Source organism: Pseudoalteromonas sp. GB56, from assembly GCF_054923835.1.
In genome coordinates this window covers 2,521,586-2,535,718 of the sequence record NZ_JBPCHK010000001.1, presented here as the reverse complement: position 1 = coordinate 2,535,718, position 14,133 = coordinate 2,521,586, and the positions used below count along the sequence as shown (strand labels likewise).

General features: G+C 46.3%; 9 protein-coding genes and 1 pseudogene. 7 read left to right on the top strand and 3 right to left on the bottom strand.

Translation table 11 applies throughout. The annotated features are described in order from the left end of the window. Positions 1-42: 42 nt before the first annotated feature. A complete protein-coding gene (locus ACH19P_RS11850) occupies positions 43-1,197 on the bottom strand; it encodes a chorismate mutase (protein WP_462158733.1) in 1,155 nt (384 codons plus the stop codon). Positions 1,198-1,633: 436 nt separating this feature from the next. Here ACH19P_RS11850 and ACH19P_RS11845 point away from each other — a divergent pair, with 436 nt between their 5' ends. After that, positions 1,634-4,639 (top strand): bifunctional diguanylate cyclase/phosphodiesterase, encoded by a 3,006-nt coding sequence (locus ACH19P_RS11845; protein WP_462158732.1) that lies wholly within the window; start codon positions 1,634-1,636, stop codon positions 4,637-4,639. Positions 4,640-4,687: 48 nt separating this feature from the next. On the opposite strand, the gene smrB is transcribed toward ACH19P_RS11845, so the two are convergent. Beyond that, positions 4,688-5,251, bottom strand: a complete 564-nt coding sequence (smrB, locus tag ACH19P_RS11840) for an endonuclease SmrB (RefSeq protein ID WP_462158731.1) — start codon at positions 5,249-5,251, stop codon at positions 4,688-4,690. Positions 5,252-5,341: 90 nt separating this feature from the next. On the opposite strand from smrB, the gene prmB reads away from it, so the two are divergent. The 6 genes from prmB (at position 5,342) to ACH19P_RS11810 (ending at position 11,255) form a co-directional block, all read left to right on the top strand. Beyond that, complete coding sequence (prmB, locus tag ACH19P_RS11835) at positions 5,342-6,277, top strand: 50S ribosomal protein L3 N(5)-glutamine methyltransferase (RefSeq protein WP_462158730.1); 936 nt, start codon at positions 5,342-5,344, stop codon at positions 6,275-6,277. Positions 6,278-6,324: 47 nt separating this feature from the next. Next, the gene (gene aroC, locus ACH19P_RS11830) at positions 6,325-7,425 is read left to right on the top strand and encodes a chorismate synthase (protein ID WP_462158729.1); all 1,101 of its coding nucleotides are present in this window, start codon (positions 6,325-6,327) and stop codon (positions 7,423-7,425) included. 99 nt (positions 7,426-7,524) lie between these two features. Then, positions 7,525-8,079 (top strand): elongation factor P hydroxylase, encoded by a 555-nt coding sequence (locus ACH19P_RS11825; RefSeq protein ID WP_462158728.1) that lies wholly within the window; start codon positions 7,525-7,527, stop codon positions 8,077-8,079. Beyond that, the gene (locus tag ACH19P_RS11820; RefSeq protein ID WP_462158727.1) at positions 8,069-9,199 is read left to right on the top strand and encodes an ATP-NAD kinase family protein; all 1,131 of its coding nucleotides are present in this window, start codon (positions 8,069-8,071) and stop codon (positions 9,197-9,199) included. Before ACH19P_RS11825 ends, ACH19P_RS11820 begins: the two co-directional genes overlap by 11 nt. After that, positions 9,199-9,477: a YfcL family protein gene (locus ACH19P_RS11815; protein ID WP_462158726.1), complete on the top strand. Its 279-nt coding sequence runs from the start codon at positions 9,199-9,201 to the stop codon at positions 9,475-9,477. The genes ACH19P_RS11820 and ACH19P_RS11815 overlap by 1 nt, the downstream gene beginning before the upstream one ends. A gap of 221 nt (positions 9,478-9,698) precedes the next feature. After that, on the top strand, positions 9,699-11,255 hold the full coding sequence (locus ACH19P_RS11810; RefSeq protein ID WP_462158725.1) for an AbgT family transporter: 1,557 nt from the start codon (positions 9,699-9,701) through the stop codon (positions 11,253-11,255). 45 nt (positions 11,256-11,300) lie between these two features. Here ACH19P_RS11810 and ACH19P_RS11805 read toward each other — a convergent pair. Then, positions 11,301-13,899 (bottom strand): annotated as a pseudogene (locus tag ACH19P_RS11805) (TonB-dependent receptor). Positions 13,900-14,133 lie beyond the last annotated feature (234 nt).

Here is a 14,133-nt window from a genome sequence, read left to right as displayed (position 1 = left end):
ACAGAGCCAGAAGCCTACTTCTTCTGGCTCTTTTCTTTTTACTTATTTCACTTGCACTGCTTGCAGCGATTCGCTTTGATAACAACCTAAAATACGAACGAATTGGGTATGGTCTTTCAGTGCTTCGAGCGCCCCTTGTACCTTGGGTTCGGCTAAGTTCGCAATAAGGTCAACATAAAACACTTCTTCCCATGGGTTTCCAGGAACTGGACGCGATTCCAACTTCACCATATTGATGCCGTGCTCTTTGAAGACCATCAATGCATCGGCCAGAGAGCCTACGTGTTGCTCAGTCGCCATGATTAATGTGGTTTTTGTTGGGATTTGCGTGGACACTTGCATGGCTTTACGTGCAACAACGATAAAGCGGCTGTGGTTTTCGCTTTGATTGGCAATGCCCGTTTTGAGAACTTCAAGACCTAAATGTTTGCCTGCTTCAGCTGAGCCAATAGCTGCGCTGTTGTCACATTCTAGCGCAGCTCTCATAGCGCTTGTGGTTGAGTCACAGTTTTCAAGTTGTACATCGTTTAAACCCTGAATGAAGCGACTGCATTGAGCAAATGGCTGAGGGTGACCGAACAACTTGGTGATATCAGCAAGCTCTGTACCCGGTTTCACCAACACACAATGCTCTACACTGTGAGTCACTTCGCCAACAATAGATACTTGCGCGTGTTGCAATAAATCGAACACTTCATTGATACTACCAGAACTGGTGTTTTCGATAGGCAGTATGCCGAAATCGGCTTGTCCTTTTTCAACAGCGCCGGTGATTTCATCAAACTGTGAGCATCCCATTTCCACTAATTTACCCGGTCTGCGACTGAAATATTTATGCACGGCCAACTGGGAGTAGGAGCCTTGACCACCGAGATAAGCAACACGATTTGTTTCGCCAAGCGCTTCCGGGTTGAGGTTTTGCTGCAACATGGCTTGTTGGTGCAAAACTGAGTCTTCTAATACGCGCTGAAATACATTGTTAATATAGTAAGCATCTAAGCCTAAAGACTTCCCATAGCTGATGAGTTTTTCAAGCAGCTCTTGTTCTCTCGCCTCATCGCGTATTGGCTTATTATTGGCAATTTTATATTCCACTACTGAGTGGCTAATTCGGCGGCGTTTAGCGAGTAAAATCAATAGCTCAGAGTCTATTTCATTGATATCTCGGCGCAATGCATGCAGCGTATCATTGGTCATTGTTAGGTTTCCTCATTCCCATAACGAAAAAAGCCTCCCGTTTGGGAGGCTTTAGAATATGTGTGAATCTCACGTACTCGCTTGCGCCTCCCTAGCAAGGGTGGAAAATAAAAAAGCGAAAAAATACGTAAGACATAATGTTCATACGTCCAATCTACTGGCTTGCCTGCCTAAAAGTCAATAGCCATTGCGAGAGTAAATGGAAAATAGAATAGTGTTTTTGTTGGGGGTACAAAATTTAATAGCTAAGGCTAAGAAATTATTGCGTTTTTGTTCCTAATACAGCTATATTGATAGTTAAGTTAGTTCTTTTGTATTAGTCGGTAACAAAATAGAAGTATATTTGCGTCAAAAAGTATATACATGTGCGCTGTGGCTGTTATATTTGCTAGCTGGCTAAAATAATAAAAACCAGATACTTAAAAAAGGATCGGCTGTGGTTTATAGGCGTCCACCATCACGATTTGGCATCCACTCGTTAAGCATCAAGCTTTCGGCATTGATCTCTGCCATTTGTTTGATTGCGGGTATTTTTGCCGCCGTTTTTATGCTCAAGTCTGAGCAAAAGCAGCTTATGTACGAAGAACATGAGCAATTAGAGCAGTATAGTGCCCGGTTCATTGGTCAGTTTGACCAGCTTATTGACACCAAGACCAATATCGCCGAACAAGCAAATGCAGTAGTGAGTCGAGCGTTGTTTGCTGACGATGTGCAGTTCAATGCTGCGCCAGCTCAATTTTTGGCTACCGATGAACTCACTTTACGAAGCGTATCTCAAGATGGATTGTCAGGTGCAGTCCTACCAAAAGCCAATTTCAATGGTTACTACGAAAATTTATTCGCGCGTTCAGAGGCCTTATGGCAGGTTATTTCACCCACACTGACCCAAGAATTCTTTAACTTTTACCTGCTCACGCAAGATGATTTCGTGCGTGTTTCGCCTCCGAATTGGGCACTGGATGTGCCAGCTGATTATCGCGCCCACAATGCCGTAAAGTTCGACCGTGTAGGCCCAATGAGTAATCCCAAGCGCACCGCTATCTGGACACCTGTTTATTATGATCAAGTACTCGGTAAGTGGGTTGTAAGCATTGTGACCCCCATTTACCGCGAAAATCAGCATGTTGCCTTAACTGGTGCGGACATCGAACTGTCGAGTTTATTAAGTTTCTTACCAATCGAAGACACCCATCAACAACTGTTTGTGGTGGACTCCAAAGGCCAGCTGTTGGCTCACCCTAATATTGACCACGCTACGTATCAACAATACGGTCGCGCGGGTAAACGCCTACGTATGTCAGACTTCGTGAACTCCAATTTAGTGGAGCTAGTGACTGATGCTATGCGCACACGATTACCAACGGTGACTGATGAGTTTGATTATGAGGGTGAAACCTACTTAACTACTATTCGCAAAGTAGAAGGGCTGGATTGGTATGTGGGTATGTATCGCAAGCAGTCAAATGCATTGGAAGCGTTGGAAACGTTGCAACTGAAGTTTCTAGGCCTGTTTATTCTCTATGCAATATTAGTTGCGCTGTTATTACACCAAGCATTGTACCAGCTCGTTTTACGTCGTATTTATCTCTTGGTTGATGCGGTATCAAGCTTTGGTAAGGGTAAAATGGATACAGAGTTTCCACCGGAGAGCACCGATGAAATTGGCGTACTCAATGGCTCATTCAAAGACATGAGTGTGGAACTCAATAACACCATTTCTGGCCTAAATCAGCGTATTAAAGAAAAGGAAATCGCTGAACAGGCGGCTAATCGTCTATCGAAAGCGGTTGCCCACTCTGGTACGGGAGTGTTGATCACCAATTACCAGCTGAATATTGAATACGTTAACCCCAAAATGCTGGAAATGACGGGCTTCGAAGAAGAACATTTCAGTGATGCAAAGTTGCTCACTGTGATTGCCAAAGAAATGGCGATATTCAATGACGATATTGAATACGACCTGCGCACCCGTAACTATTGGCGTGGTGATACTATGCTTGAGCGTGCCGATGGCAATGCCTTGTGGGTGTCGCTGAGCGTCTCGCCAATTCGCGATGAAGACGGTGGGGTCAACAGCTATGTGGTGTCCGCACAGGATATTTCTTTCGTTAAAGAAAGTCAGCGTAAAATGGAACAGCTGGCGTATTTCGATACCTTAACCGGCCTTGCGAACCGCACCTTCTTCAGAATGCAGTTGCGCAAATCAATGGCATTAGCGGAGCGCGGTCATTATGCGTTTGCGTTGTTTTATTTTGATTTAGATGAATTTAAACGGATTAACGATACGCTTGGTCATGACATTGGTGACCAACTCCTAGTTGAAGTCGCTAATAGACTGAAAAATCGCTTACGGACTGAAGATACCATTGCGCGCTTAGGTGGCGATGAATTTGCGGTGCTGCTCAGTGGCATTGAAAATCAGGAACGGGCAGCAGAAGTGGCTAACACCATTCAGCGCACCTTGAATCAACCCATTCAACTTGGGAACAATGAAATCATTGTCAGTGCCAGTATCGGTATTACCATGGCACCCGATGACAGCAGTGAAGAAGATCAGCTTCTTAAACATGCTGATTTGGCGATGTATGAAGCGAAAGCGAAAGGTAAAAACACCCATCATTTCTATTCGCGTGAGCTCAATGCTGCTGCAAATGAGCGTTTGTACATTGAAAACGAGCTACGCCATGCAATAAGAGACAGCCAATTCCACCTGAACTATCAACCTCAGGTTGATAGTCGTACCGGTAAAGTGCTTGGCTTTGAAGCACTGATCCGATGGACTCATCCTACTCGTGGCGTTATTTCACCGGTTAAATTCATTCCAATTGCTGAAGCAACAGGACTCATCGTTGAGTTAGGGGAATGGGTGTTGCGTGAGGCATGTTATTTCTCGTCACGACGTGTTAAAGCGGGATTAGAAGCGAATATTTCTGTGAACTTATCTGTGCGTCAATTCCAAGATGCGACATTGATTCCTACACTTGCCAGCATTTTAAAAGAAACCAATGTGGCACCACGTAATCTGCATCTGGAATTAACGGAAAGTATGTTGATGGGTGATGTGGATACGGCAATAGGTCAATTACATGAAATTAAACGCTTAGGAGTCTCAATTTCAATTGATGATTTCGGCACGGGCTACTCTTCATTGAGTTACCTAAAGCGCTTCCCAGTGGATGTGCTCAAAGTGGACCGCTCGTTTGTGCAAGATATTCCAGATGATCCTAATGACATGGAGATCACCGCGGCGATTATCGCGATGGCGCAAAAGCTGAATTTGAATGTCGTCGCTGAAGGTGTGGAAACGAAAGAGCAAATGGAATTTCTAAAAGCCAACAATTGCTTCGTCGTTCAGGGTTACTATTTTAGTAAGCCATTGACTGAAGAGGACGTCTTGAAGCTTCCGGAATACTTTGCTGGTTTGGCTATGGTAGGGAAGTAGTGCATTAACGCAACAATTAGAATACCTGTGCGAGTGCACAGGTATTACTTATAACAGCGGGCTTACATCCACGGGTAGGTCAATTAATATCACCACAGCTCCACGACCACCGTATTCAAGCGGTGCCTGATGCATAGCGATGATGTCAGGATGCTGCACAAGATACTGTGGCACTTTGTGTTTCAAAATACGCTCACCAATTCCATGAACCACACAGGCACATTGCACGTGCTGTTTCTTACATGCGCTGATCAGCGCAGCTAGCTCTAACTTTACTGTGTCCTTGCTCATTCCATGGCAATCGAGAATGAGCTCTGGAGAATAATCACCTCGGCGCAATTGTTTTGCCAAGTACCTATCTTCACCTTCTTTGACGTAGCTGATAGTGCCACTGGTATCGATGTCTGGAATGTATTCGTCGGAAAAGTAGAATTCAGTTTTACTTTGGCGCTGTACTTGTTGTCGCTCGCCAATATGTTTTTTCTTTTGTGCATTTAGGCGCACGGTGTCACTGGTAACGCGCTTTGTGCTACCGATAGATTGACGAAACAAGTCAATGTCATCTTGGGACAAATCGCTGTCATCAATGTGGGAAGAGTGTTCTTTTTTCATGGCCGAGAGTTTAGCCAAAAAAAGCGTAAAAACCTAGCGCTAAACACGCTACAATGTGGGCATTATTAGTGAGCAGATATTGCAAAAAATATGAACGAAATTCTTATCAGCGAAGCTGAGCTCCTCGAAGCACAGCAGGAAATGCAAAGTATTAGTGATTGGTTACGTTGGGCTACGAGCCAATTTAGTGCCCATGGCATCTTCTTTGGACATGGTACAGACAACGCATGGGATGAGGCAGTAGCCCTTATTCTACCTGCATTGCATTTGCCCATGGACGCACCTCAAGAGCTGTTAGCCGCGCGTCTTACGAGCAGTGAAAAAGTGCATATTTGCGAATTAATCGAACGCCGTATCAACCAACGTACGCCGGTTGCTTATCTGACTAACCAAGCATTTTTTGCCGGCATGCCTTTTTACGTAGATGAGCGCGTACTGGTGCCGCGTTCCCCATTTGGGGAGCTTATCAACAAACAGTTTGCGCCTTGGGTGAATGACCCTGAGCAAGTAACTCGGGTACTGGATATGTGTACAGGGTCAGGTTGTATTGCGATTGCCCTCGCGCAAACCTTTGAAAATGCCTTGGTTGATGCAGTGGACATTTCACCCGATGCATTGGTCGTCGCTGATTTTAATATTCACAGCTACAACCTTGAAGACAGAGTGATGCCCATACTTTCAGACGTCTTCTCGGGTGTGGGTGATGAAAAATACGATTTAATCGTCGCCAACCCACCGTATGTAGATGCCGAAGATATGGCAGATTTACCCGAAGAATTCCACCATGAGCCTGAACTGGGGCTGGCCTCAGGCGAAGATGGCTTAGATGTTACTCGTGAGCTGCTTGCCAAAGCATCGTCACATCTAACCGATAACGGTTTGTTATTTGTTGAAGTAGGTAACTCTATGGTACATATGGATGCTCTATACCCAGATGCACCATTTACGTGGCTTGAGTTTGAACACGGTGGTCTTGGGGTATTTATGATTTCTAAAGCTGAGCTTGATGCCTACTTTGGTGAGTAATCATTACGCTTAGCTGAGTTTCGCGCCATTTGGAATGAGGATGAAGTATGGCAGGTAATAGTATTGGACAGATGTTTAAAGTGTCCACATTTGGAGAGAGCCACGGACTCGCATTAGGCGGTGTAGTAGATGGTTGCCCAGCGGGTCTTGAACTCGAAGAAGCAGATTTACAGATTGACTTAGACCGTCGTAAGCCTGGGCAAAGCAGATATACCACAGCGCGTCGAGAAGAAGATCAAGTGAAGATTCTTTCTGGCGTGTTTGAAGGCCAAACAACGGGCACCAGTATCGGCTTGTTGATTGAGAACACCGATCAGCGCTCCAAAGACTACGGTAAAATTAAAGATGTTTTTCGTCCAGGCCATGGTGATTACACCTATTGGCATAAATACGGGATTCGTGACTACCGCGGTGGTGGTCGTTCATCCGCTCGCGAGACGGCCATTCGTGTCGCTGCTGGTGCGATTGCTAAAAAATACCTAAAACAATTCCATGGCGTTGAAGTTAAAGCCTGTCTGTCGCAACTTGGCCCTATAAAAGCTGAGCAATACGACTGGAGTGAAGTCGAACAAAATCCGTTTTTCTTCCCCGACGTAAATAAACTGGATGCGCTCGATCAGTACATGCGTGATCTAAAAAAAGAAGGTGACTCCATCGGCGCTAAAGTCAAAGTTGTTGCCTCGAATGTACCGGTCGGTCTTGGCGAGCCGGTTTTCGATCGTTTAGACGCGGAAATTGCGCACTCTTTAATGAGCATCAATGCAGTTAAAGGCGTTGAAATTGGCGATGGTTTTGATGTGGTCGAGCAAAAGGGCTCACAGCATCGCGATGAATTAACGCCACAAGGCTTCACATCCAATCACGCTGGTGGCGTTCTGGCGGGCATTTCTACTGGCCAAGATATTATCGCCAGTATTGCACTCAAACCCACGTCGAGCATCACAGTGCCAGGGCAGAGTATCAATACCAGCAATGAGTCGGTTGAGATGATAACTAAAGGCCGCCACGATCCGTGCGTGGGCATTCGTGCAATCCCCATAGCGGAAGCGATGATGGCCATCACCTTGATGGACCACCTGTTGCGTCAACGGGGTCAAAACCCCAATGTGCAATTACCACACGGTCCAATTCCAGGACAAAGATCATAAGCAAAAGCGCACCAAAGGGTGCGTTTTTTCATCGGCGTATTTTTACAAACCGCGCTAAAGTACGTACAATCGCGCCTAGTTTTAAATCCCCGTGTTGTTATGCATCAAGTTGACGAACTCATCGCTCTTTTTGAGCGCACATTTTTTGCTCGCTTTCGCACTCGATTAGTGCTCGGCACTGATGAGCCCATCTATTTGCCTGCGAATGATGAGTGCGAGTACCACCGCATCATTTTTGCTCATGGTTTCTATGCCAGTGCATTACATGAAATAGCGCATTGGTTAGTCGCGGGCGAGCAGCGTCGATTACGTGAAGATTACGGTTATTGGTATTGTCCAGATGGCCGCACTAAAGAGCAGCAGAAAGAGTTCGAGAGCGTTGAAGTGCACCCCCAAGCGATTGAGTGGGCATTGTGTATCAGTGCTGGGTTTGCCTTTAATGTGTCGGCGGATAATCTCGGTGGTGAGCAAACATGCCGATTTAGCTTTCAACAAAAAGTGTATGCCAAACTACAAAGTTTGATAGCCACTGGCTTTAATGAACGCACGCAAATGCTTATGCAGGCCTTGGCCGAGCATTACCAACAACCTTATCCACTTGAAGCGCATCACCTAACGTGGCAGCCGCCAGAGGAATTTGATTATGCAGTTTAAATTGGGCTTTATTATCAACCCTGTTGCGGGACTCGGTGGCAGCGTTGCGCTAAAAGGCAGTGATGGTAAAGACACCGCAGCAAAAGCAGTGGCTTTGGGTGCCCAGCCAAAATCACACCTGCGTGCCAAAGCTGCGCTTGAACAGTTGTTACCTTATAGAACAGAGTTAACCGTCTTTACCGTTAATGGTGCAATGGGGGAGAACATCGCCAAAGAGCTCGGCTTTAATGTTGAGGTGGTGTACCAAAGCAATGAGCTGACTACCCCAGATGACACAGAGCGCGCAGCGCAGGCATTGGTGGAGCAGGGGGTTGATTTAATTCTGTTTGCTGGCGGTGATGGCACCGCGCGAAATGTGTGTCATGCCATTGGCGACGAAGCGCCTGTGTTGGGTATTCCTGCTGGCTGTAAAATTCATTCGGGTGTTTACGCTATTACCCCTAAAGCGGCTGGCCGGGTCGTGGAAATGCTGGTTAAAGGTGAGCTGGTTACGCTCGCTGAAAGTGATGTCATGGATATTGATGAAGAGGCGTTCCGCGCGGGTACCGTGCGCGCAAAGCGCTATGGTGAGATGCGCGTGCCCAGTGAGCTGCGTTATGTACAGGCAGTCAAAAACGGTGGTGGCAAGGAAGTTGATGAGTTAGTGCTTGCTGACATTGCTGCGTACGTTGTTAGCGAAATGGATGAAGACTGGCAGTACATTATGGGCTCAGGTTCAACCGTTGCGGCGGTGATGGACGAAATGGGTCTTGAAAATACCTTGCTCGGTGTTGATTTAGTGCAAGACCAAGTGCTGATAGGGCAAGACATGACGGCGGCAGATTTATTGGCGGCGTGTCAGGGCAAAGCAACTAAGTTGGTGATCACCTTGATTGGTGGTCAAGGCCACCTATTCGGTCGCGGTAATCAGCAGTTAAGCCCAGAGCTTATCCGTATGATTGGTAAAGAAAATATCATTGTTGTTGCAACTAAGAGCAAACTCCAAGCACTGAATGGTCGACCACTCATTAGTGATACGGGCAACAGTGAGTTAGATGATGAATTATCGGGTTACATTCAAGTGACCACAGGTTTTAATGACCACGTGCTGTATGCCGTTGGTCACAGTGAGGAGCAGTAATGGCTTTTTTAGAATACGTAGACGCAGCACAACAGTTTTTTGATGATTTAGTTGATCATGCTGATGACGATCAATTGTTTGCAGGTGGCTACTTACGCGGTCACTTTGATTTAGCTGTGGGCTATGCACAGGTTGAAAACTTGGCTCTCAGTGCTGATGAGCTTAATGACAACATCGAAAAAAGCCTTGTGAAAGCCTATCATAATGGTGAGTTGACGGATGAAGACCGCGATCATGTGGTGGTAATTTGGGAGCAAGTAAAAGCGCTCGCAAGCTAACTTCACCCTTTGTGGGTAAGCTCAATCTTGCGCTTGCCCTTTACATTCCCTCCTTGTGACTTTACACCTCGACACGCCTTGTCATCTTGCATTTGTAGCCTTTGTGTTAATTTTCAAGTAGGCTGCTTGTGAAAAAATTACATCCCTGACGGTATGATGTGCGCTAAACACTGCCACTTCTCGTCCAGCAGACATGTAAATGAATTATCTAAGGAGTCACAATGAATAATAATAACGGTGACCAGCAAGGAGCTGCACCAAGTGGCGCCATCGCGCGCTTTTTAAATACTATTGAACACGTAGGGAATAAGTTGCCAGATCCGGCCATGATATTCTTATTCGCTATGCTGCTTATTTGGGCATTATCGTGGGCCTTTTCCGGGGTGACCTTTGATGTTATCGACCCGCGTACCAATGCGCCTATCGTCGTAAATAATCTGCTGACAGGCGATTCTCTCGCTGGCTTTTTAGCCTCCATGGTGAAAACATTCACAGGCTTCGCACCACTGGGTGTTGTACTTGTGGCTATGTTGGGTGTAGGCGTTGCGGAGCACTCAGGCTTTATTAATACGGGCATTAAATTAATGCTTAAGCGCACGCCGCAGATGTTACTGACCCCTATGGTTATTTTAGTGGGGATTGTTTCACACACTGCTACAGATGCAGGCTACGTGCTGGTCATTCCGCTTGCCGGTGTTATCTTCTATGCTATGGGCCGTCATCCACTAGCAGGTATCGCCGCAGCATTTGCTGGGGTCAGTGGTGGTTTCAGTGCCAACTTTATCCCCTCAGGCATAGACCCATTACTGCAAAGCTTTACTCAAAGTGCGGCACAGATAATCAACCCAACGATGGAAGTGAACCCGCTTAACAACTACTACTTCACGTCCATCTCAAGTGTCTTTATCATCCTTGTAGGTTGGTACATCACCGATAAAATTATTGAACCGCGCCTAAAAAACTCAGAAGTTGATGGCAATACAGATGAACTACCAGCGTTTGAGCAGGCAACGAGTAAAGAAAAGAAAGCATTCGCCATTGCGACGTTAGTGATGATTGCCGGTTTGGGCTTACTCGCCTATGTTGCTGGCATCGAAAATTCGCCGCTGCGTGCAGAAAATGGCAAATTAGCGGATTTTAGCGCGCCTATTATGCAATCTATTGTGCCGCTTATTTTCTTATTGTTCTGGGTTCCCGGTGCGGTGTATGGTTTTGTAGCGGGCACATTCACTAGTTCGAAAGACATGATCATGGCGATGACTAAAGCCATGGAAGGAATGGCATACTACATTGTTATGGCGTTCTTCTGTGCACTGTTTATCTCGGCGTTTGCGCAGTCAAATTTAGGTGCTTTATTGGCAATTGAAGGGGCAGCAGTACTCAAGGCAATGTCATTACCTAGTGGCGTTACCATTGTTGGCATTATCTTCTTAACTGCCTTTGTAAACTTGTTCGTTGGTTCAAGCTCAGCGAAATGGGCGTTGTTGGGGCCAATCTTTGTGCCTATGTTAATGCAGCTCAATATCTCTCCAGATTTAACCCAAGCGGCATATCGTGTGGGTGATTCAAGCTCAAACATCATTACTCCTTTGATGCCTTACTTCCCACTGGTTGTGGTGTATTGCCAGAAATATGTGAAGAACACGGGTATAGGTACACTTATCGCGATGATGTTGCCTTATTCAATTGCGTTCTTGATTGGCTGGAGCTTATTCCTGCTAGCGTATTGGGGCTTAGGCATCCCTCTGGGTATTCAAGCGTCTTACACTTACGGGTAAAACTACAAAAAAGGCCGCTAGAGCGGCCTTTTTGATGCGTTTAACTTAGTTAAAGCGCCACGTTAGGTTAGTGTAAACGTAACGTCCACGCGGGTTGTGTACAGAGCCTGCATAACCATACAAATCTGAATCACCATCACCGATAGCAAACGGTGGCTCTTCATCAAACACGTTGTTCATACCTACTGAGATACGTACAGCGTCATTCATGTTGTATGCACCTTGAATATCAACCAAGGTTTGTGAGTCAACATCACGAGTTTTAACCATGTCGAAATCTAATGCGCCATCAAAGTCAGCATCTGGCGTATCTTCAAACGAACCAATGTAACTGATGTTCATGTTGACATTAAATTTATCGAATTCCCAGTTAGTGGCGAATAAACCACGGTGACGAGGATACTCGTATTCACCAATGTATTCGCGGTCATCACGGGTAAATTCATGCATATACGACCACTCAAGATTGAACTTAAGAAGACCCATATCGTTCAGGTCCAGGTTGTAGTTTGTCGATAAGTCGACACCTGAAGCTTCTTGTGAGCTCACATTTTCAAATGTGCTGTTCACTGTTTGGATTACGCCCAGCGCGTCGCCGTTAACAGCGGGTAAGCGAACACACACTGTGCTGTTTTGGTCATTACAATGGGTGTTATAGACCGAGCCGAAGTCTTGCTCATCAATCTTGTTGTCTTGCTCGATGCTCCACACATCAACCGAGATACCAAATTGTGTTGTTGGCGCCCAAATCGCACCTAAGTTCCATGATTCTGACTCTTCTGCATCCAAATCTGGGTTACCTGCGAACTCAATGTTGTAATCGAGTAGGTCACAATCTTGGCCTGTTGCTTGGCAACGATAGGTATCGATGAAGAACTGGCTTTCTTCCGATGGACCTAACCCAATCTGCGCAAGTGATGGTGCACGGAAACCTTGTGCCCATGAACCACGCAGTGAGAATTCACGGTTTGGTGCCCATTTGAACGCAACTTTTGGGTTAGTCGTTGAACCAAGTCGCTGTAATCATCGTGGCGACCAGCCAGTTGTAGCTCAAACTCGTCGTTCAGTGGGATTGAAAATTCCACATACGCCGCCCATTGGTCGCGCTCTGCAGCTGCAGACACTGACTCAGTACCAAAGATAAGACCGCGCTGGAACTGGTCATCTGGCACGTCGCTCACGTCTTCTTCGCGGTACTCAAGGCCCGCAGCCATCATCACTGTATTGTTGTTAAATTCAAATACATCACCTGTGATGCTGGCATCAAATGAGGTCATGTGTGATTCGCCGCGACGGACTAAGCTCGTGGTAATACGGTCGATAACTTCAGGCGAGTTTTGTACGCCGCCAAATGGATTGTAGTTGCCTGCATCAATTTCTTGCTGCAAGAAGTCAACGCGCACCCAACCCATTGAGCGATCACCTGTTTGTTCTGACTTACTGCGACCTTTTTGCGCAGCAACTTCCCATCCCCAATCGTTAATCTCACCTCGTAGGCCAGCAACCAGACGTAAGGTATCAGATTCAATATCCCAACGGCGGGGGCCAGCGTCAACGGTACGATAACGACCAATATCAATATCTTGACCAAATGGGTTGAACGGGTGATTACCTGGCACTGTTAAGCCTGCATCTTCATCCAGCGGAGTAGGCGCACCGCCTGCTTCAGAGGTGTTGTGCTGCGCGGCGATTTCTAGGAATGCACTGACATCGCTATTGAATTTATAATCGAACTGGGCAATGGCACCAACACGTTCAGCAGGTGGTGTGATAAAGCCATAGGGGCCGTAGTCAAACAAACAGCTGCCACTGGCGGTTGCATTCTCAGGCGGGCAACTCGGGTCAATCGTTTTTACACCATCGACATAGAAGTAACCTGGGAAGCCGCGAGATGAGCGGAAATCCATACCACCATAAGGTTCTTGGTTGGCAGTACCAAGGCGGCCCATTTCATCAGACTCAAGGCCGGTGTTTTTGAAATAGTCGAGGATCAGTGAAGCGCTGCTTTTTTGCTTGTGGTACCCCAAACAAGGCTGGCAGTTGTTTCTTCGTGACTCGGGCCAGTAGTTGCGCCATAGCCTAAGTTCACTTCAATGCCATCGATGTCTTTTTTAAGAATAACGTTTACCACGCCTGCTACCGCGTCAGAACCATAGATAGCTGATGCGCCATCTTTGAGGATATCGATACGTTCAATAGCTGAAACAGGAATAGAGTTAATATCAACAAATGAATTGGTAATGCTTTCGGCGAATGCACTGATAGCAACGCGACGACCGTTAATCAGTACTAAGGTCGCATCCGGGCCTAAACCACGTAAACTGACTGCCGCGCCACCATTGGCTGTTGAGTCTTGGTTATTACCGCGGGTGGAGAAGGTACCATTACCAGCGACTGGCATACGTTCTAGAAGTTGTTGTAGGTTGTCATAACCCATATTGGCGATGTCTTCTTTACCGATACTTTGAACGGGAGAAGGGCCTTCCATATCGGTTCGCTTAATGCGCGAGCCCGTTACTTCAATTCGTTCGACTTTGTCTGCGCCTTCTTCGTCAGCCACTGCAACGGAAGAAACGGTTAATGCGCTAGAGCCCAAAGCTATGGCAAGTGCTGCACGCAAAGTGCACGGAGTAAACTTTGTCATCCTGAAATCCTTGTTCTCGTGTCCCCGAAGGGGTGTGTTGTCATAATGTAAAATCCGGTCAAAAAATTTGACGGACATTTACAGCTACATAGGATTAACATTATTACTACATGTCTGGCAATGCGCTTTTAGGACGGTTCTGTAAAAAAGTTTATAGGTATCAGGAGCTTTAGAAGGATGGCAAGCGAGTATTTTCAAGGCTTTGCGGGGAAATTATTTGAAAGTGATAACACA